This window comes from Pseudooceanicola profundi, from assembly GCF_050897955.1.
Classification (GTDB): Bacteria; Pseudomonadota; Alphaproteobacteria; order Rhodobacterales; family Rhodobacteraceae; genus Pseudooceanicola.
Map to the genome: position 1 here is coordinate 1 of NZ_JBPAXZ010000003.1, position 18,913 is coordinate 18,913.

General features: G+C 63.5%; 17 protein-coding genes. 7 read left to right on the forward strand and 10 right to left on the reverse strand.

Going from position 1 to position 18,913, the window contains the following annotated elements:
• A partial coding sequence (locus tag ACRARG_RS17850; protein ID WP_432691573.1) for a replication initiation protein occupies positions 1–809 on the forward strand: 809 nt, incomplete at its 5' end.
• Between the two features lie 85 nt (positions 810–894).
• On the opposite strand, the gene ACRARG_RS17855 is transcribed toward ACRARG_RS17850, so the two are convergent.
• On the reverse strand, positions 895–3,201 hold the full coding sequence (locus ACRARG_RS17855; RefSeq protein ID WP_432691574.1) for a DUF3604 domain-containing protein: 2,307 nt from the start codon (positions 3,199–3,201) through the stop codon (positions 895–897).
• Positions 3,202–3,420: 219 nt separating this feature from the next.
• Here ACRARG_RS17855 and ACRARG_RS17860 point away from each other — a divergent pair, with 219 nt between their 5' ends.
• Genes ACRARG_RS17860 through ACRARG_RS17875 form a run of 4 tightly spaced genes read left to right on the forward strand, consistent with a single transcriptional unit; the run spans position 3,421 to position 7,091 of the window.
• Positions 3,421–4,344 (forward strand): tripartite tricarboxylate transporter substrate binding protein, encoded by a 924-nt coding sequence (locus tag ACRARG_RS17860; protein WP_432691575.1) that lies wholly within the window; start codon positions 3,421–3,423, stop codon positions 4,342–4,344.
• Positions 4,341–4,817 carry a tripartite tricarboxylate transporter TctB family protein gene (locus tag ACRARG_RS17865; protein ID WP_432691576.1) on the forward strand — a complete coding sequence of 159 codons (477 nt, stop codon included), beginning with the start codon at positions 4,341–4,343 and terminating at the stop codon, positions 4,815–4,817. The genes ACRARG_RS17860 and ACRARG_RS17865 overlap by 4 nt, the downstream gene beginning before the upstream one ends.
• Before the next feature lie 7 nt (positions 4,818–4,824).
• The gene (locus ACRARG_RS17870; RefSeq protein WP_432691577.1) at positions 4,825–6,318 is read left to right on the forward strand and encodes a tripartite tricarboxylate transporter permease; all 1,494 of its coding nucleotides are present in this window, start codon (positions 4,825–4,827) and stop codon (positions 6,316–6,318) included.
• A complete protein-coding gene (locus tag ACRARG_RS17875) occupies positions 6,315–7,091 on the forward strand; it encodes a GntR family transcriptional regulator (protein ID WP_432691578.1) in 777 nt (258 codons plus the stop codon). Before ACRARG_RS17870 ends, ACRARG_RS17875 begins: the two co-directional genes overlap by 4 nt.
• A gap of 36 nt (positions 7,092–7,127) precedes the next feature.
• Here ACRARG_RS17875 and ACRARG_RS17880 read toward each other — a convergent pair whose 3' ends face one another.
• From ACRARG_RS17880 to ACRARG_RS17920, 9 genes are all read right to left on the reverse strand, one after another.
• Positions 7,128–7,502, reverse strand: a complete 375-nt coding sequence (locus ACRARG_RS17880) for a Na+/H+ antiporter subunit G (RefSeq protein WP_432691579.1) — start codon at positions 7,500–7,502, stop codon at positions 7,128–7,130.
• The gene (locus ACRARG_RS17885; RefSeq protein WP_432691580.1) at positions 7,499–7,768 is read right to left on the reverse strand and encodes a K+/H+ antiporter subunit F; all 270 of its coding nucleotides are present in this window, start codon (positions 7,766–7,768) and stop codon (positions 7,499–7,501) included. The genes ACRARG_RS17880 and ACRARG_RS17885 overlap by 4 nt, the downstream gene beginning before the upstream one ends.
• Entirely contained in the window at positions 7,765–8,256 is a 492-nt protein-coding gene (locus ACRARG_RS17890) for a Na+/H+ antiporter subunit E (RefSeq protein WP_432691581.1), read from the reverse strand. The genes ACRARG_RS17885 and ACRARG_RS17890 overlap by 4 nt, the downstream gene beginning before the upstream one ends.
• Positions 8,256–9,944, reverse strand: coding sequence for a monovalent cation/H+ antiporter subunit D (locus tag ACRARG_RS17895; protein ID WP_432691582.1), 1,689 nt, complete (start codon positions 9,942–9,944; stop codon positions 8,256–8,258). Before ACRARG_RS17895 ends, ACRARG_RS17890 begins: the two co-directional genes overlap by 1 nt.
• Entirely contained in the window at positions 9,941–10,345 is a 405-nt protein-coding gene (locus ACRARG_RS17900) for a Na+/H+ antiporter subunit C (RefSeq protein WP_432691583.1), read from the reverse strand. Before ACRARG_RS17900 ends, ACRARG_RS17895 begins: the two co-directional genes overlap by 4 nt.
• 1 nt (position 10,346) lies before the next feature.
• Positions 10,347–13,208, reverse strand: a complete 2,862-nt coding sequence (locus ACRARG_RS17905; protein ID WP_432691584.1) for a monovalent cation/H+ antiporter subunit A — start codon at positions 13,206–13,208, stop codon at positions 10,347–10,349.
• Positions 13,209–13,424: 216 nt separating this feature from the next.
• A complete protein-coding gene (locus tag ACRARG_RS17910; RefSeq protein ID WP_432691585.1) occupies positions 13,425–14,102 on the reverse strand; it encodes a GntR family transcriptional regulator in 678 nt (225 codons plus the stop codon).
• Positions 14,103–14,140: 38 nt separating this feature from the next.
• Positions 14,141–15,766 carry a thiamine pyrophosphate-binding protein gene (locus ACRARG_RS17915; RefSeq protein ID WP_432691586.1) on the reverse strand — a complete coding sequence of 542 codons (1,626 nt, stop codon included), beginning with the start codon at positions 15,764–15,766 and terminating at the stop codon, positions 14,141–14,143.
• A gap of 22 nt (positions 15,767–15,788) precedes the next feature.
• A complete protein-coding gene (locus ACRARG_RS17920) occupies positions 15,789–16,472 on the reverse strand; it encodes a DUF2848 domain-containing protein (RefSeq protein ID WP_432691587.1) in 684 nt (227 codons plus the stop codon).
• A 399-nt stretch (positions 16,473–16,871) separates the two neighbouring features.
• Between ACRARG_RS17920 and ACRARG_RS17925 the strand changes: the two genes are divergently transcribed.
• Positions 16,872–17,711 (forward strand): p-hydroxycinnamoyl CoA hydratase/lyase, encoded by an 840-nt coding sequence (locus ACRARG_RS17925; protein ID WP_432691588.1) that lies wholly within the window; start codon positions 16,872–16,874, stop codon positions 17,709–17,711.
• A gap of 12 nt (positions 17,712–17,723) precedes the next feature.
• Positions 17,724–18,881, forward strand: coding sequence for an acyl-CoA dehydrogenase family protein (locus tag ACRARG_RS17930; RefSeq protein WP_432691589.1), 1,158 nt, complete (start codon positions 17,724–17,726; stop codon positions 18,879–18,881).
• The last annotated feature ends 32 nt before the right edge of the window (positions 18,882–18,913 follow it).

Consider the following 18,913-nt stretch of genomic DNA (forward strand, 5'->3'; position numbering starts at 1 on the left):
ACGACAGGGTCGGGGAATCGATCGAACGGCTGATGGCGGCCATCGTCAAGATCGAGGCGGTCTGGGATGGCGAGCCGGCGGTCGAGCGGGTCCAGCTGCTGGGCGGCAACGTTGAGACCGCGCGGCCCGATGGTCTTCTGGAATACGAGATCCCGCCGCGGCTGCGGAAAATCATCTCTAATTCGACCATTTTCGCGCGGCTGCAACGGGAGGTCATGTTTGCCCTGTCCTCCAAATACGCACTGACCCTTTATGAGATGGTGCAGAAGCGCGGCAATCTGCGCTGGCGTTCTTCCGAGAAATTCAGCCTGGAGGCGCTGCGCGGCGTTTTGGGTGTGCCGAAGGGCAAGCTGACCTCGTGGTCCAATCTGCGGCTGCGGGCCATCGACCCGGCGGTGGCCGAGGTCTCGGCCCTGTCCGATTACATGGTGGAGATACAGCCGATCAAAACCGGGCGGTCCGTAACCCATGTGGAGCTGCGCTGGTGGCGCAAGGACGGAGAGGCGCGCGACAAGGTGGAGCGGGCGCTGCAATTCGCCTCTCCCGGTCGCCGGGCTCGGGCGGAGGGCCGGGAGGAAGCCGTGGAGACGCCCGCCTCTCTCCGCCCGCGTCCGGCCTGGCTCGACCGGCAGGGGGCGGCGCTCAAGACCCAGACCTATGAAACCGCGCGGCTCAGATATCCGGGCTATGACCTCTATTATGTCGAAGGCGAATGGCGGAGCTGGTCCAGCGGAAAGGAACCGCCAAATGATCCGGATCGCGCCTTCCTGGCGTTTTTCCGGAAATTCGCCGAGGCCAATCCGCTTTAGCCGTAACGTTCTGATATAAAGAAAAAAACCGAGTTCTTGCCAATTGGCAACGGGCCGGAGAGTGCGGCCCGTTGTCAGGGCGGGATCAGTCCCGGAACAGGTAGATCGGGCTGCTCCAGACCTGATTGCCATCTTCCAGCGTGGCGCAGATCCATAGCGGCGTGTCGCCGGTTTCGCGCAGGGGCACGCGTTCCTGCAGTGTGACAGATGCGGGCAGGGGGCCGTCCGGCAGGCGCTGCACCCGCAATTCCCGCGCAAGACCGCCAGCGGGCATGACCGATGGCTCCAGCCCGATATCCGACACAGCGAGATCGAGGTTGCCGAGGCTGGTCGCGATCTGGAGCCGGGCCTCCGGTTCCGGCCCGATCCGGGCGTCGAACCCCATCATATTGCCGGTAGTGACGGTCGACCAGACCACGGCAGAGGATCCAGTCTGATCGAGCAGCTGCTCATGGTTGAGCCGGTTGATCCGGGTAAATTCCTCGATCCGGGTGCCAAAGAAATCGGCCCGTCCGCGCCAGGTGGTGTTACGGCCCCGGCCGCGATATTCGGCGCCGGACCACATCACCCGGATCCGCTGTCCCAGGTCGGCCGCGGCATAGGGTCGGAGGCGCCGGATCACCTCTGTACCGTCGCGCAGCTCCAGGCTGACGATGCCGGTTGGCGCTTTGACCGTGACCGAGATCTCGGCGCTGTCGCCATTGACCCGCACGATATCGCCCATGATGCACTGGTCCACCGCTTCGGTGGCTGTGTCGGGGAAGGCATCGGGATTGCGGTGAAACAGGGTGCCACCCTCGGGCAGGCGGACCGTCACCTCGGCAAAGACCCGGGGGCCCGTGGTGCCGTAGGTATGGCGCCGGCGGATCGCCTCGAAAACCGTTTCTCGGGTATTTTCGGACATGATGAAACAGGTCAGCCCGCCATAGGCACCAAAGACAGAGGCGCCCGGATAGCTGGCACCGGGCCGACCCTTGTGGCCGTCACTGTTGCAGACAACCCCGACCCTGCGGCGCAGCGGGAAGCCGTCGGTCAGAATCCATTCAAAGCTGCCCCAGGCCGAATGCATTTCGACGGCGGCCTCATACCGGGGATCGTGATCGTAAAAGATATTCGCATATCGGCCGCCGACATGGGCATACATGACCTTGTCGACGGGCTCCTGCTCGAACTTGGCGTAGAGATCGGTAAGCGTGTGGGCGTCGGTGTCCATATCGCTGCGGTCGGCGACCAGCGCATGGGAGCAGCGGTAGATCGGGGCGCCCTCGGTGGCGTAGAACACATTGTGGTCGCCCCCGACCGCGGTGTTGCCGGACCATTCATATCCGGGCAGGACGGTGAACCGGCCGGGCTCGTTGGCCGCGGCGGTGATGTCATTCAGGTGGCGCCAGAACCTGTCGGTGATCTGAAAGTCATTGCCCTGATGGCTGGTCACATCGAGGAAGGATTTCGTGCGGGCAAAATCGAAATAATATTCGGCGGTATTGGTGCCAACGGTTTCGCCGGTCTGACCATGCAGATCGCCCCAGAAATGAACCTCGGGCCGGTCCGCGACGGTCATCGGGCCGGCCCGGACGATCTGGCCCCTGTCATCGGTCAGAGTGATGCGGAGCTCTCCCTCCGTCTCGCAGCTCAGCCCCTCCAGGGTCATGGCGCCGCTGTCGGGGGCAAAGTCGATGACCTCGGGCAGGCCGGTGACGGGAAGGCTGCTGTCGACGCGGAACTGCCGCGGACCCTGGCCGGTGGGATTGCCCCAGAGGTCTTCGGCCTTGATCCCCAGGTGAAACGGCTGGCCGGGACGGCGCAGGGTCGGAAGCACGGCAAGGTGACGATGCGCTGGTCCGGGCACGACCGTCACGAACAGCGGGTCGCCCGGTACGGGAATATGCACGCCGGTGGCCTGAATGTCCGACATGACCCGGAACACGCGGCCGGAGTCGAGAAAGGTCGGCATCAGCATCCCCGGAGAGCCGCCGCTGGTATCGCCGATCACGACCTCGATCGTTTCGCCGGGCTTCAGATAGCCGCCGCTTTGGTAGATGGTCAGCGTCTCGTTCCAGGGTCGCTGGCCGCCGTTGCGGTCATATTTGATCTGCAGCTGTCCCTCGCCAGAGCTGCGGGCGGTCACGTAGTTCGGGGCAGTGGGGTCGGATGTCTGCAAAAGCCCGGCGTCCGAAATGAACCGGAAGGCGATGCGGATGCTGCCGGTATCGTCCAGCCCCAGCTTGCCCGTTGTATAAGTGACGCGAAAGGTCTGATAGGTGCGCACCTCTGCGGTGGCCGGACCCTGCATGGTCGCCGTACCGTAAAGATTCGCGTCATCGCCGGGGCGGGTCGAGAAACTGGCATCGCCCACAAGGTCGGCGGCGGCGGGATAACGGGGCAGGGACATGTGGCAGGCTCCTAAGTTCTTATACTATGTAGTTATGATATTATTGCGGTGTTATGAGTAAGCCTTTCCGGTGGGATTTGTCCAAATTGCCCCAAAAATGATCGAAAAACAGGCAAAAAACGAGAAATATGCAGGATTCTGACGTTTCGCCGGAAAATCTTTGGACCTGTAAAACAATATAGTCATTTTGAGATTCATCCAGCCAGAGAGGTATTTCCCATGAAGATCATCAGAACCATGGTTGCGGCAACCCTTGCCGCCGGCGCGATGACCGCGGCCGTTGCGCAGGACTATCCGACGAAACCTGTGACGCTTGTCATTCCCTATGCCGCGGGCGGGACGACGGAGACGATGGCGCGCGTCTTCTCTGTCGCGCTTGGCGAAGAGCTGGGACAGAAGGTCATTGTTCAGGTGAAACCCGGTGCCGGCGGTGCGCTTGGCGCGTCGGAAGTGTCGCGGGCGGCGCCCGATGGCTATACGGTGCTGTTTTCCACCGCGTCGACGCTGATGTGGCCGCCGCTGACCCAGGATGTCGATTTTACGCTTGAAAGCTTTGATTTCGTTGCGAAAATATCTGACTATCAGCAGGCGGTCGTGGCCAAGGCCGACGCGCCGTTTGACACGATGGAAGAGCTGATCGCCTATTCCAAGGACAATACGCTGAGCTATGGTGACCAGAGTTCGCTGTCGCGCGCCTTTATCGATGCCGTGGCCGACAAGGAAGGTATCCAGTGGAACGGTATCCCGACCAAGGGCGGCGGCGAAATGGTGCCCTTCCTGCTGGGCGGCAAGATCGATTTTGCCTGGTCGGGTGGTGTGCATCAGGCCTATGAAGGCAAGATGAAAGTGCTGATGTCGATGAATTACGACCGTCTTGCCGCAAGCCCGGACGTGCCCTCCATCCAGGAGCTTTACGGCATCTCTATGCCGAGCCAGGCTATTCTGAGTGTCCCGGCCGGAACCCCGGCAGAGGCCATCGCGGTGCTGGCGGAAAAGGCCGAAGCCGCCATGGAAAATCCGGAGTTCGTTGAGCTCATGACCACCAAGCTGAACTTTCCGCTGGCCTATCAGGGCACAGAGGCCATCACCAAGGCGATCACGGAGAGCAATGCGGTGCTGGCGGACATCGCGGCCTCCCAGTGACAGGGGCAGATGATACCGGTCAGGGCGCGGCGGCGCGCCTTGATCTGATCAGCGGGCTGATCCTGATCGTGATCAGCCTGCTGGCTCTGGTCTGGGTCATTCCGGTTGCCGTGCCGGGCGAGGCGGCCCGCGGAGAGGTGGCGCCGTCGCTGTTTCCCAATCTTGCAGCCGGTGTGATCCTGATTTGTTCGCTGGCGCTGGTGATCGTCAACCGCCGGGCGCTTCGGATGAGCGGAGACGGAAGCGGGTCGGCCCTGCTGGTAGAGCTGCTGGGCTGGGCCGTCTTTGCGACGCTTCTTATGGTCGTCCTGAAATTCATCGGCTTCATCGCTGCCAGCATCTTTGCCAGCGCGGTTGCCACGCTTGTTGCGCGGCACCGGGGGCGGTGGTGGATCCCGGTCATCATCGCTCTGGGGCTGCCGGTCTTTCTGCAATGGGCGGTTAACGCCTTGTTTTACATAAACCTTCCCTGAGGCACCGATGCTGGATCAGATCGTTACGGCGTTTCAAGCGGCCTTTGGCCTGTATAACCTGATCGCCATTGCCGGGGGCATCACGCTGGGCATCGTCATCGGGGCGATCCCCGGGCTGGGCAGCACGACGGCCATGGCGGTGCTGATCCCGGTCACCTATTACATGTCGCCGCTTGTCGCCATCGCCTTCCTTGTCGGGGTCAACAAGGGCGGCACATCGGGCGGGGCGATCCCGGCGATCCTGCTGAACAGTCCCGGCACGCCGGAGGCGGCGGCCACCGCGCTGGACGGCCACCCGATGGCCAAACGCGGAGAGGCCAAGCGGGCGCTGAAATTCGCGATCTTCTCCTCGGTATCCGGGGATACGATTTCGGATGTGCTGCTGATCCTTCTGGTCGTGCCCTTTGCCGCGATCGCGCTGAAATTCGGCCCGCTGGAATATTCCATGGTGTTCCTCTTTGCCTTTGCGCTGCTGTCGAGCATCACGGGCGATTCACCGTTGAAGGGGGCGATTGCGATCTTTGCAGGGATCTTTCTGTCGACCGTGGGGCTCGACCCGGTGCGCAGCACGCAGCGGCTGACCTTTGGCGAGATGAACCTGTACGACGGGCTGCCGCTGATCCCGATTGCCATCGGCGGTCTGGCGCTGGCATCGGTTCTGACCGAGATGCTGGACATTGGCCGGGCCAGGGGCAAGGTGGCCTTTGACATGAGCCAGTCGACCACTGGCGAAAAGACGCGCCTGCCCGCGCGGGAATTCTTCTCCTACTGGAAGACGATTATCCGGTCCGCTCTGGTCGGGTCCTTTGTGGGCATGCTGCCGGGGTTGGGGGTCACGCTGGCCGCCTTTCTGTCCTATGGCGCGGCGCGGCGAAGCTCGCCCAATGGCGCGAATTTCGGCAAGGGCGAACCGGAGGGCATCATCGCGACAGAGGCCGCCAATAGTGCCGTGGTGGGCGCCAACCTGGTGCCGACCATCGCGCTTGGAATTCCCGGAAATATCGCGGCGGCGCTGCTGATTGGCGCCTTGGTGATGCATGGGGTGGTGCCGGGGCCCTTCATGCTGCAGATGCATGGCGATCTGGTCTATGCGCTGTTTGCCTCGATGATCCTGGCCAATGTGGTGCATCTGGTGATCGGGCGTCTGGGGGTGAACCTCTGGGTGCATTTCGCGACCATTCCGCGCGGGCTGATCCTGCCGCCGGTGCTGACCTTCTGTATCGTCGGGGTCTATCTTCCCGCCCAGTCGTTCTGGCATATCGGGGTCATGCTGGTCTTTGCGGGACTTGGCATCGCGATGACGCGGACCGGCTATTCCATGGTCTGTCTGGTGATCGGGTTCCTGCTGGGCGGGCAGTTTGAAATTTCCGTTCGGCAGACGCTGCTGCTGTATAATGGCAAGTATCTGGAACTGCTGCAGTCGCCCGTCGCATTCCTGTTCCTTCTGCTATCGGTGGGGGTTATGGTGCGCGGGTTCCTGCGAAACCGGAGCAGTTCATGACCGAAACCGCCCTTGCTGACGATACTAAACCGCTGACCGCGCTGCTGCGCGATATCCTTGGTCGGGAACAGGCACAGGGCCAGACAAAGCGGGACGCGCTGCGCATTGCCCTGGTCTGGGCGATCAATTCCGGCCGGCTCGCTCCGGGCACGCGGCTGCCGCCGGAAACCGTGCTGACGCGCGATCTGGGCGTCAGCCTGGGAACCGTGCAGGCCGCCCTGCGGCAGGTTCAGGATCTGGGTCTGATCGAACGGCGCCGCGGCGATGGCACGACAGTTGCGGCCGGCACGGCCTTTTCGCCATCCGTCTGGCATTTCCGGATGTATCTTGCCCAAACCGGCGAACCCTTTCGCATCCATAATCAGGAGATCGAGGTTCTTCAGACCACGGCGCAGGGCCGCTGGACCGAACATCTGGGCGATCTGCCGACCTGCCTGATGATCCGGCGCCGGATCGAGGGCACCGGCGGCGTGGTGGTCGGCGCGGAGATGGTTCTGGACCCGGCGCTTGTGCCGCCGCATCTGATTCTGGCCAGCGAGCTGCGGCTGACCAACCTGCGCACGGTGATCGAACAGAAGATCAAGGTGAAGGCGGCCGGGGCCAAGCACCGCGTGCATTATGAGGATGTCGACCCGCGGCGGCTGGCCAGTTTCGGGATGGATATGGCGCAGCGCACCCTGACGGTTGATGCCCGGACCGTGCTGACCGATGGCCGGCCGTTCTATTTTCAGTCGCTCTATACCCCGGCCGACCAGATCGAGCTGGAATTCTGACCTCGTCGCCGGTGCGGCGATTGCTAGCCCCCCGGATCAGGCGGCCGGCGGCCTGTCGGCGTCGATCTCCTTGGTCGCCCAGACCGTGTCGCGCGGGGGATCGGGCAGCTCCTGCCGGGTGTGATTGCGGTGGATATGCACCTTGGCGATGAAGTGAGCCGAGATCGGCGCCGTGACAAAGAGAAACGCCATGATCAGAAGTTCGTGCAGCGACGGTTCGCCGCGCAGGATACTGAACAGCACCGATGCAACCAGAAGGCCGCCGACGCCCAGCGTGCCCGCCTTTGTCGGGGCATGCAGCCGGGACATGGGATTGGTCAGTTTCACCAGCCCGACAGAGCCGACAAGTGTGAAGGCGGCCCCGATGACAATGGTTGCGGCAATCAGGATTTCCAGAATTTCGGGCGTCATTCGATGATATCCCCCCGCAGCACGAACCGGCAGTAGGCCACGGTCGAGACAAAGCCCAGCATGGCGATGATCAGGGCCGCTTCAAAATAGATCTGCGTTCCGCCTGCAATGCCAAGCAGGACAATCAGGGCGACCGCATTGATCGACATTGTGTCCAGCGCAAGCACGCGGTCGCCGATGCCGGGCCCGATCACCAGCCGGATCATGGCCAGGATCTGGGCCAGCCCGACGCAGGCGAAGCCAAAATAAAGCGCGATGTCGATCATCCGAAGATCTCCTTCAGGCGGCGTTCGTAGCGGTCCTTGATTTCGTCGCGGACGGCATCGGGGTCGTCGGCATCCAGCGCGTGCACCAGAAGGGAATGCCCCTCGTCCGAGACATCGGCGGAGACGGTGCCGGGCGTCAGGGTGATGGTGCCGGCCAGGATGGTGATCGCCTCAGGCGACTTGAGATCCAGCGGGATCGCGACCCAGCAGGGTTTCATGGCGCGATTGCTTTTGAACAGAACGATGCCGGCCACCACCACATTGGCGACCAGAATGTCCCACATGACAATCAGAACATATCCGACCATGCGGAAGGGCCGCGCCATCTTGGGCCGGTCGGGCCAGTAGGGCGCGGTCATGAAGGGGATCACGATGCCCAGGATCAGGCCGAACACGATGGTGCCCAGGCTGATATGGTTGATCAGCATGCACCAGACCAGGGCCAGCAGAAAGGTCAGCAGCGGGTGGGGCAGAATGCGGTTCAGCATCAGTGGCTTGCCTCCGTTCCGTGGCTGTCTTCAGCCGGGGCGGCGCCATGGTCATCGCCATGGGCATCCGCGTCGTCATGGTCGTCCCCGTGATCGTCGTCATGATGATCCGAGATCTCCTTGCCCGGCGTGTCCAGCACGGCGGAGATATAGGGCTCGGGGTTGAAAAGCTGATCCACCGTTGCCGTCAGATAGCGGTTGAGCGGCCCGGCAAAGACGGTGGCCGCAACCAGCAGGGCCAGAAGCCCGCCAATGGCGACCAGCGGCAGGGCGGGCAGGGGGCCGCTTGGGTCGCGGACCTCTCTGGCGCCCTGTTCATCTTCGGGGTCGGTGACGGATCCGGGGTCAGCCACTGCCTGGGCGTGGCTTTTCCAGAAGACCAGGCTGCCCGCGCGGGAAAATCCCACAACGGCAATCAGCGAGGATCCCAGCACCACCGCCCAGACCCACCAGACCAGCGCGCTGTCGGTGGCCGCGTCAAGGATCAGCAGTTTGCCGAGAAACCCCGAAAGCGGCGGCAGGCCGGTCATGGCAATGGCCGCGGCAAAGAACATGCCCGCGATCAGCGCTCCGCCCAGCATCGGCGGCGCGGCGTCGGTCAGCGAGGATCCATGTGATCCGCGCCGGTCCCGGATCACGTCGACCAGCAGGAACAGCGCCGCGGTCGCAAGGGTCGAATGGATGGCATAATACAGCGCCGCCGTGATCCCCTTGGGGGTAAAGACCCCGATGGAGGCCAGCAGCATGCCCATCGACCCGATCACCGCATAGGCCACCAGCCGGTTCAGGTTCAGCGCGCCCAGCACGCCGACCATGCCCATGGCCAGCGTCATCAGCGCGGCGGGAAGCAGCCAGCTGTCAAAGAGGCCCTGCGTCAGCTCAAGATCCGGCGGGAAGACCAGCGTGTAGAAGCGGATGATCCCGTAGGCGCCGACCTTGGTCATGATCGCAAAGAGGGCGGCCACCGGCGCGGGTGCGTTGGCATAGCTGGACGGCAGCCAGAAATGCAGCGGCAGGAGCGCGGCCTTGATGGCAAAAACCATGATCAGCAGGACGGAGGCGACCCGCAACCCGGCGGACTGGTCGGCGGCGGACTGGGCCACGCGCACGGCAAGGTCGGCCATATTGAGCGTGCCGGTTTCGGCGTAAAGCGTGCCGAGGGCAAAGAGGAAGAGCGTCGATCCCAGCAGGTTGTAGAGCATATATTGCACGCCCGCGCGCAGCCGCTCTGTCCCGCCGGAATGGATCATCAGCCCGTAGGAGGCGATCAGCAGCACCTCGAAGAAGACAAACAGGTTGAAGGCATCGCCGGTCAGAAAGGCCCCCATGATCCCCATCAGCTGAAACTGGTAGAGCGCGTGGAAATGCTGCCCCCGGCGGTCCCAGCCGGAGCCTATGGCATAGAGCAGCACCAGCGGCGCCAGCAGTGCGGTCAGCAGCACCATCAGCGTCGACAGCCGGTCGGCGACCAGCACGATGCCAAAGGGCGCCTGCCAGTCGCCCAGCAGGTAGAGGGTGATCGTCCCGTCGGAGGCCTGCCAGGCCAGCCCCGCCGCGACCGCCAGCAGCGCCAGCGTCCCGGCAAAGGATACAACCCGCTGCGGCAGCACATGGTGGCGCAGGCCCAGCACGATGATCGCGGCCAGCATGGCGGGCAGAACGATGGGAAGGATGATCCAATGCGTCATGCGCGGGACTCCTCTGATCCGGGCTGGATATCGCTGCCCATGTCAGCGCCGCGTTCGTCCTTGTCCGGATCGAAAAGCCCGTCTTGATCGTCGATATGGTCGTCATTTCCCGACAGATAGGCGCCCATGGCGATGATCACGACCACGGCCGTCATCCCGAAGGAGATCACGATGGCGGTCAGCACCAGCGCCTGCGGCAGCGGGTCGGTATAGCTCTGCGCGGCATCGTCGAGGATCGGCGGCCGGTTTATCACCAGCCGGCCGGTGGCAAAGAGGAACAGGTTCACCGCATAGCTGAGCACGGATGTCCCGAGGATGACCGGGAAGGTCCGCAGCCGTAGCACAAGGTAGAGACCAACAGCCGTGAGCAGCCCGATGGTGGAGGCGATCAGCAGTTCCATATCAGGCCTCCTGTCCGTTTTGATCTTCGGGGCGGGACGGGTCGATATCCATCGGATGTTCGCTGACATCGGTATTCGCCGTCCGCGCAAGACGGGAGAAACTGTGTAGCGAGAGCATCACCGCCCCAACGACCGCCAGGAAGACGCCGAGGTCGAAGCCCATGGCGGTGGCCAGCTCGAACTTCTCCATCGGGGGGATCTGGAAATAGCCGAAGGCGGAGGTCAGGAAGGGCTGGCCTGCATACCAGGCGCCGATACCCGTCAGCCCCGCAATCAGCACACCGGCGCCGATAACCCCGTGATAGGGGAAGCGCTGCCGCGCATCGGCCCAGGCCAGACCGGAGGCCATATATTGCACCAGCAGGGCAATCGCGACGACCAGCCCGGCGATGAACCCGCCGCCCGGTTCGTTATGGCCGCGCAGGAAGATATAGACACCGACCATCAGGAAGAGCGGCAGCATCACCCGGGTCATGACCACCATCATCAGCGGGTGAGCATCGCCGGCCTGCTGTTCCTCCGGCCGGCGGTTCAGCAGTTTGGCACGGACGGGGCCGGACAGCAGCGTCTCTGTCAGCGCGTAGATGATGAGGGCGGCGATGCCCAGCACGATGATCTCTCCGAATGTGTCAAAGCCGCGGAAGTCGACAAGGATCACATTCACGACATTGGTGCCGCCGCCGCCCTTGTAGGAATTGGCGAGGTGGTAGTCGGAGATCGACGGCATGCGGAAATCGCGGATCAGGATCGACCAGATCAGCAGCGCTGCCGCCACGCCCGCCGCGATGGAGATCACGCCATCCCGCAGCCGCCGCGCCATGCTGCTTTCCACCGGCGTCTTGTTGGGCAGGAAGTTCAGCGCCAGCAGCATCAGGACGATCGTCACCACCTCCACCGAGATCTGGGTCAGGGCAAGGTCCGGTGCGGAGAGCAGGTTGAACCCGATGGAGACCATGAGCCCGATCACCCCCATCAGCACCAGCGCCAGCAGGCGGTTGCGATGCACGACGACCAGCGCGATGGCGGCGGCGACCAGCAGTAGCCAGCCGGCGATGAAAATGGGTTTCAGCGGGATCATCTCCCGCGTGGGCGCGGCGACGGATCCGGTCATCCAGGCATGCACGGCAATGGCCACGACAAAGACGGCGAAGATCGCGGCATAGCGGGTCAGCGCGCCGTTGTGCACCCCATGGGTGATGCTGCGGGCCAGCCGGACTGCGGCCGCCATGATCGCGTCGAAGATCGCCTTCGCCTCGGGGCGCGGCGTGGCCTCCCAGGCGCGCGAGAGCGGCGGGTAGATTGCCAGCAGAACCAGGCCGCCCAGCACCGCGATGGCCGACATCTGCAGTGCCGGTGTGACCCCGTGCCAGATTTTCAGATGCGCATCCGGCAGGGCGGCGGTGCCGCCCACCACGGCCTCTGTCACCGTCACGACCAGCGGTTCGGCCACGAAGGGTGCAAGGCCGATCAGCAGGACCAGACAGGCCAGCAGAGCCGGCGGGGCGTACATGCCGAAATTCGGATCATGGGGTTTATGCGGATAATCGTCCCGCACCGGCCCGAGGAAGGTGTGCGAAATGAAGCGGAAGGAATAGGCGGCGGAGAAGAGCGCGCCCACCGTCGCCAGCACCGGCACCAGCCAGGGCAGGTTGAAGAGGGTCGTATGCGCGGCCTCCTCCAGCATCATCTCTTTCGACAGGAAGCCGTTGAAAAGCGGGATACCCGCCATCGACAGCGCTGCGACCGTGGCAATGACGAAGGTCACCGGCATCAGTTTTCGCAGGCCGCCGAGCGCGGGGATGTGCCGTGTATGCGCCTCGTGATCCACGATCCCGGCGGTCATGAAGAGCGCGGCCTTGAAGGTCGCGTGGTTCATGATGTGAAACACCGCGGCCATGGCGCCGTAGGTCGTGCCGGTGCCCAGCAGCATGGTGATGAGGCCGAGATGCGAGACGGTGGAAAAGGCCAGCAGCGCCTTGAGATCGTTCTTGAAAAGCCCGATCACCGCGCCCAGCACCATGGTCACCAGACCCGCCGTTGTCACGATATAGAACCAGGCATCCGTGCCCGACAGCACCGGCCAGAGCCGCGCCATCAGGAAGATCCCCGCCTTCACCATCGTTGCCGAATGCAGATAGGCCGACACCGGCGTCGGCGCGGCCATGGCATGCGGCAGCCAGAAGTGGAACGGGAATTGCGCCGATTTGGTGAAACAGCCCAGCAGGATCAGGATCAGCGCCGGCATATAGAGCGGCGAGGCCTGGATCGCCTCCCGGTGCTGCAGGATCACGGTCAGGTCATAGGATCCGGCAATCTGGCCCAGCATCATCATGCCGCCAATCATGGCGAGCCCGCCCATGCCGGTGACGGTCAGCGCCATCCGCGCGCCCTGACGGCCTTCGGGCAGGTGTTTCCAGTAGCCGATCAGCAGGAAGGACGACAGCGAGGTCAGTTCCCAGAACACCAGCAGCATCAGGATGTTGTCGCACAGGACAATCCCCACCATCGCGCCCTGGAAGAGCAGGAGGTAGGTGAAGAATTCGCCCATATTGTCTTCGCGCGACAGGTAGTAGCGGCCGTAGACAATGATCAGCAAGCCGATGCCGAGGATCATCAGACCAAAGAGCAGCCCCAGCCCGTCGAGGTGGAAATTCGCATTGAGCCCAAGCGCCGGCAGCCAATTCAGCCGGGCCGAGACAGTGCCGCCTGCCAGTACGGTTGGCACATGTGTCAGAAGGCCGATGAAGGCGGCAAGCGTGACCCACAACGTGGCCAATGCGCAGGCGCGCCGGCCGGCTGTGACCATAAAGCCCGGAAGCAGGGCCCCGAGGAAGGGCAGGGCGGCAATGAGAAATAGCGACATGGGACTCCCTGGTTCCGTCCAAAATTGTCGTTGCGCCGCGCGAGGGCAAGACCCCGGGGCCAGAAAAAGCGCATCACGGATGAGCCGGGCCTTCGGCGCCCCTTCGGATAGCGGTTTCGCCCGCGCGATGCTAGGTCAGCAGCTTGAAGATACGTGATTTAATTTTGACACCGGCGGGTTCGGGGCAAATCTGCGGCCGGGCTGGGCGGTGCCGGGTCAGAAACGGTTCAGCTGTCCGACGATATTGGACTGGAAATCCGTGATGTGATCGCGCAGCGCCTGTTCCGCGCGGTCCGGATCGCCCGCCTCGAGCGCATCGACGATTGCGGCATGCTGGTCGCAGACCCTGTCGTTCCGGTCGGGCATCCGCAGGGACAGGGTCCAGAACCGCAGCGACCTGTCATGCAGATTGCCCAGCATGTCGGTCAGCACCGAATTGCGCGCCGTCTGGGCGATCAGCCCGTGAAATTCGCTGTCGAGCGTGATCAGATCGGCCAGCTCTCGCGTTGCGGAGGCCTTGCGCATCTTGTCCAGATTTCCGCGCATCAGCTGGATCTGCTGGGGCGTCGCGTTCTCTGCCGCCCAGCGTCCGGCCTGCACTTCGTTCAGGAGCCGGACCTCGATGATTTCGATCAGCTGGTCGAGCGACACCGGGCTGACAACCACACCCTTGCGCGGCATCACCTCGACCAGACCGTCATTCATCAGCCGGTCCACGGCCTGCGTCACCGGCGTGCGGCCCATCCCCAGCGATTCGGCCAGGCCCGCAACCGTCACCGCCTCGCCCGGGCGCAGTTCGCAGCTGAGGATGCGGCGTTTGATCAGGTCATAGGCCTGGCCCCGAAGCGAGAGAACCTTGCCCTGCGGGCCTGCGGTTGTGTTGATATCTTTCATGGGATGTTGGGCATCTGCTGAGCTGGATCACCTGCGCGCTATTTGAAGACCTTCGCCGGGTCGAGGCGGAGGTCGATCAGAAGCGGGCGCAGCCGGCTGGCGATGGCGGAACAGGCACGGTCGAGACCGGCGGTATCGGTGACAGTGACAGCATCGAACCCCGCGCCCTGCGCCATAGTGGCAAAATCCGGCGGTGCGGTCAGCGACAGGTCGGGCGCCATTTTGCGATTGGTGAACTGCACATGTTCGGCGCCGTAGCTGCCGTCATTGCACAGCAGGATGATCAGATCGGGGTTTTCACGGCGGATCGCCGACAGCTCTCCCAGACCGGAGAGAAGGAACCCGCCATCGCCGACCAGCAGCACCGTCGGGCGGTCGTCCACCGCCGTGGCGGCGCCAATGGCCTGACCCATGCCGCAGCCGATGGCCCCGAAATGCGCGGTAAAGACCAGATCGCGGGGGTCGGTGACCGGCAGACAGCGCCAGGCCGAGAAGACAAATCGCCCCAGGTCGGCCACGAGGACACGACGCTGGGGCAGTGCCTGATGAAGCCGCCGCAGAGCCGGAACGATATCAATCGTCCCGGGTGCGGTGGCTTCGACAGGGGGGAGAGAACTGAATAGGGCCGCTTCGGCCGTCAGGGCTTCGGACAGATCGGTGCCGGTGGCCGCGGATGCCGGGATCTCGGCCATGTCGAGCAGGTCGATCATGGCGCGGGCGGTGCCGGCGATGTCACCGATGAGGCGGATCGTCGGCTCTTCCATCCGGGGCGTTTCCAGCGTGTCGGGCAGGATCTGGATGACGCGCTTGCCCTGCGTATAGGTGCCGTTTTCCGTGGTGTATTTCGACAGGCTGGCCCCGAAGGCCAGGATGCAGTCGGACTGCATGATTGTCTCGGTCGCCGTGGCGTGGCTGAGATTGCCGCTGATGCCGATATTGAACGGATGGCCGTGAAAAAGGCCCTGCGCCTTGAGCGTGGTGGCCAGCGGGATCTGCATCCGGTCGGCCAGTGCGATCAGGGCGTCGCGGGCCTCGGGCTCGATACAGGCGCGGCCGGCGAGGATCAGCGGGCGCTTGGCAGAGGCCAGCATTCCGACCGCTTCTTCCAGCAGGTCGCCCGTCGCGGGGGCCAGTTTCGGCAGAGGTGCGGGGAAGGGGATGGTTTGCGGCGGCGTTTCCGCCCATTGCAGGTCGACGCGCATGTTTAGCACGACGGGTTTGCGCAGGTGGGCGGCGCGGCGGAAGGCGCGGTCGAGGTCCTGAAGTGCCGTGTCGGGGGTGCGGAGGTCGACGTAATCGGCGCCGGTGGCCGCGACGACCTCTCTCTGGTTGATCTTCTGCAGGTGCTGGAGGTCGCCCGGCGCGGTGTCGCCGCAGATGAGGACGAGGGGGATGCCGCCCTTCGCGGCCTCCGTCAGGGCGGTGGCGGCATTGGTGAGCGCCGGGCCATGGGTGATCGTGGCGACGCCGGTGCGGCCGGTGACCTGGGCATAGCCTATGGCGGCCAGCACCGCGTTGGCCTCGTGATTGCAGGCGATGTAGCGGCCTTTGCCGGTGGCGACAAAGCTCTGCACCATGAAGAGGTTGGCATCGCCCAAGAGCCCGTAGAGATGGGTGACCCCAAGCTGGGTCAAACCGTCGGCGATGGTTTCGTGCAGATACATCGGGCCAATCAGGCGGCTTCGGTCAGCCGCGCACCTCCAGCGTCGTGATCGTGTAATGGCAGGACATCTTGCGGTTCAGCACCGGGTCCTCCAACTCGCAGGTGAAATCGGTCGAACCGCGCACGCCGCCGATGGCGGGCAGGGTGCCGCAGAACATGGCGGTGCCGGGGGCGATTGCGTCTTCCTCGTATTTCCCGATCAGCGTGTCGGGGGCGAGCATGCCGGCGATGGGGCCTTCCTGATAGAGGACGCGTTCGCCGCCGATCGTGGCATAGCTGCGGATGATGATCTGGTCCCAGTGGTCCTTGAGCTCGGCATAGGGCCATGCGGTCGGACCCACGGGTTTGTCGCACATCTGTTTCGACAGGGTGACGCCGACGGTTTCGGCCTCCCGGTCGGTATGGTCGGAGCCGAGGGAAACGAGCATGCCGTCGTTGGTGCCGATGAGGACGAATTCGGCCTCTCCGGACGAGCCTTCGCCAATCACCTCGATCGCGCCGGACTGGGTCAGGCGGGAGGCGGAGAGGAGGTAGAACATGGGCGTTGCGGCGGGACGTTTGACACCAAGCGCTTCAAGTTCGGCGATGTGATGTTCCATCGCGTCCTTGTTGCGGCCGGTCCAGCCGGCGACGACCAGCTTGTCGATGGCGATCTCGGCATCTTTGGGTCCGTCGAGGCTGTCGATCCGCAGGGAGAGCTGGGTCATGGATGGCGTCCTTTATGGCCGGGGTCATGGGGGCAGGGGCCGGAAACGGGACAAAATCCCGCCCGAACCTGCGCTTACATAAGTTATTAAAGCTGGTGTGAAATTTCACAATACCTTTATTAGCGTTTCTCAAAACAAACCCCAAAAATCCCTGTCAAAAATTCAGCATAGCAAATAAAATATTGAATTGTAATAATAAAAAGTGATTGCAGATTGCGCAGCTGAGAATGTTGAGCTGGCGGGGGCAGAGTTTCCGCCCTCAAACGGCATAGAAACTCACTCCTATGTTGACGCATACATTCTGACGTGTGTAACTCTTGTGAAATATTACAAGAGTGCGACAAAGCCCGGAGCGCGCGAAGGCGCAGATGCTCAGAGCCCGCAGGAAAGGACAAGCGCATGGCCTATGAAGGTCTGACCTGTGTCGAGGTGGAGATCGAAGGCGGAATCGCCTGGGTCTACCTGAACCGTCCCGAAAAGAAGAACGCGATGAGCCCGACCCTGCATGCGGAGATGTGTGCGGTGCTGGACGAGCTCGAAGGCGATGCTTCGGTCAAATGTCTCGTGCTGGGCGGCCGCGGCGGGGCCTTCAGCGCCGGGCAGGATCTGAAGGAGTTCTTCCGCGACCTGTCGGGGGATCTGGTGGCGCAGAAGAAGGCGCAGCGGAACGCGAACGAGTGGCGCTGGCACCGGCTGGAGGTCTTTGACAAGCCGACCATCGCCATGGTCGAGGGCGTCTGCATCGGCGGGGCCTTTACCCAGATGATCGCCTGCGATTTCGCAATCGCCGCAGAGGACGCGACCTTCTGCCTTTCGGAGATCAACTGGGGCCAGATCCCCGGTGGCCTTGTCACCCGCGTGCTGACGGAGGCGCTTGGCTATCGCGATGCGCTGGACCTCTGCCTGACGGGACGGAAGTTTGACGGGGTCGAGGCCGCCAGGCTGCGCCTGATCAACGAGGCCGTGCCGGTTGCCGACCTGAAGGACAAGACCCGCGCTCTGGCGGAGCTGCTGATGGGCAAGGACCCGGAAGCCTATCGCGCGACCAAACATGCGCTGCGCTACGTCCGGAACATCCCGATGCGGGAGGCGGAGGATTACCTCGCCGCCAAGATCGGGGAGCTGCGGATGCGGGCCGGCACCGGCGCGCAGGAAACCGCGATCAAGAAATTCGTAGATGAGAAGAGCTACCGCCCGGCGGACAGCTCCTACACCTCCGCGCCGGACAAGAAGACCTGAAGGACCTGAGCCATGACTTTCGAGCTTTCCGACGACCTCAAGATGCTGAAGGAGCAGGTCCGCCGTTTCATCGACCGTGAGGTGATCCCGGTAGAGCGGGAGGCCAGCGACGGCTTTGACATCCTGCCGGACTACCGCGCCAAGTTCGAGGCGAAGACAAAGGAGCTGGGCTACTGGTTTGTCGAGCTGCCGGAAGAGAAGGGCGGGCTGGGCCTTGGCCTGATCGCCCGCGTCCTGCTGTGGGAGGAGATGGGCCGCACCATCGCGGGCCCGCCGCGCAAGCAGTCGATCTTTGGCCCCGAGGTTTCGCCCATCCTCTTCAACCTGACGCCGGAGCAGCAGGAGGATTACCTCTTCCCCGTCATGCGGGGCGAAAAGACCACTTGTTTCGCGTTGTCCGAACCCGATGCCGGGGGCGATCCGGGGAATATCCGCACCTCTGCCGTGCGGGATGGCGATGACTATGTCATCAATGGCTACAAGATTTTCATCACCGGGGCGCAGTCTGCGGATTTCGCACAGGTGATGGCGGTGACGGATCCGGTGAAGGGGCGGAAGGGGGGGATTTCCACCTTCCTCGTCGATATGGACACGCCCGGCCTGACCATTGCCCGCGAACAGCAGACCATGATGGGCGACCGGCCCTGCGAGCTGTCGTTCGAAAACGTCCGGGTGCCCGCCAAGAACCTGATCGGTGCGGAGGGGCGCGGTTTTGCCCTGGCGCAGGACTGGATCAACCAGGGCCGCATCCGCCACGGCGCCCGCGCCATCGGTGTGATCGAGCGCAGCCTTGAGATGGCCGTGACGCAGGCCCGGCAGCGCAAGACCTTTGGCAAACCCCTGTCAGAGCGGCAGGCGGTGCAGTGGAAGCTGGTGGACAGCTATCTTGATCTCAAGGCGCTGCGGCTGATGGTTTACGACACGGCGCTGCGCTACGACGCCGGCGCCGACGTCCGCCATGATGCCTATATCGTGAAAATGCAGGGCGACCGGATGGCCTTTGAGGCCATGGATCGCTGCATGCAGATCCATGGCGGGTCGGGCCTGACCACCGATCTGCCGATCGAGAAATTCTGGCGCGACCAGCGCTCGATGATGATCACCGAAGGACCCGAGGAGATCCTGCGCGGCTCTCTCGCCCAGAAGATCCTGCAGGACTACGCGCAGTAACGACCACAAGAAAAACCCCAACCCAACAGAGG

What these genes read in the sequence shown, in the direction of transcription:
- ACRARG_RS17855 (WP_432691574.1), bottom strand. Translation starts at nt 3,201, where the DNA reads ATGTCCCTGCCCCGTTATCCCGCCGCCGCCGACCTTGTGGGCGATGCC.
- ACRARG_RS17860 (WP_432691575.1), top strand. Translation starts at nt 3,421, where the DNA reads ATGAAGATCATCAGAACCATGGTTGCGGCAACCCTTGCCGCCGGCGCG.
- ACRARG_RS17870 (WP_432691577.1), top strand. Translation starts at nt 4,825, where the DNA reads ATGCTGGATCAGATCGTTACGGCGTTTCAAGCGGCCTTTGGCCTGTAT.
- ACRARG_RS17875 (WP_432691578.1), top strand. Translation starts at nt 6,315, where the DNA reads ATGACCGAAACCGCCCTTGCTGACGATACTAAACCGCTGACCGCGCTG.
- ACRARG_RS17880 (WP_432691579.1), bottom strand. Translation starts at nt 7,502, where the DNA reads ATGACGCCCGAAATTCTGGAAATCCTGATTGCCGCAACCATTGTCATC.
- ACRARG_RS17885 (WP_432691580.1), bottom strand. Translation starts at nt 7,768, where the DNA reads ATGATCGACATCGCGCTTTATTTTGGCTTCGCCTGCGTCGGGCTGGCC.
- ACRARG_RS17890 (WP_432691581.1), bottom strand. Translation starts at nt 8,256, where the DNA reads ATGCTGAACCGCATTCTGCCCCACCCGCTGCTGACCTTTCTGCTGGCC.
- ACRARG_RS17895 (WP_432691582.1), bottom strand. Translation starts at nt 9,944, where the DNA reads ATGACGCATTGGATCATCCTTCCCATCGTTCTGCCCGCCATGCTGGCC.
- ACRARG_RS17900 (WP_432691583.1), bottom strand. Translation starts at nt 10,345, where the DNA reads ATGGAACTGCTGATCGCCTCCACCATCGGGCTGCTCACGGCTGTTGGT.
- ACRARG_RS17905 (WP_432691584.1), bottom strand. Translation starts at nt 13,208, where the DNA reads ATGTCGCTATTTCTCATTGCCGCCCTGCCCTTCCTCGGGGCCCTGCTT.
- ACRARG_RS17910 (WP_432691585.1), bottom strand. Translation starts at nt 14,102, where the DNA reads ATGAAAGATATCAACACAACCGCAGGCCCGCAGGGCAAGGTTCTCTCG.
- ACRARG_RS17915 (WP_432691586.1), bottom strand. Translation starts at nt 15,766, where the DNA reads ATGTATCTGCACGAAACCATCGCCGACGGTTTGACCCAGCTTGGGGTC.
- ACRARG_RS17920 (WP_432691587.1), bottom strand. Translation starts at nt 16,472, where the DNA reads ATGACCCAGCTCTCCCTGCGGATCGACAGCCTCGACGGACCCAAAGAT.
- ACRARG_RS17925 (WP_432691588.1), top strand. Translation starts at nt 16,872, where the DNA reads ATGGCCTATGAAGGTCTGACCTGTGTCGAGGTGGAGATCGAAGGCGGA.
- ACRARG_RS17930 (WP_432691589.1), top strand. Translation starts at nt 17,724, where the DNA reads ATGACTTTCGAGCTTTCCGACGACCTCAAGATGCTGAAGGAGCAGGTC.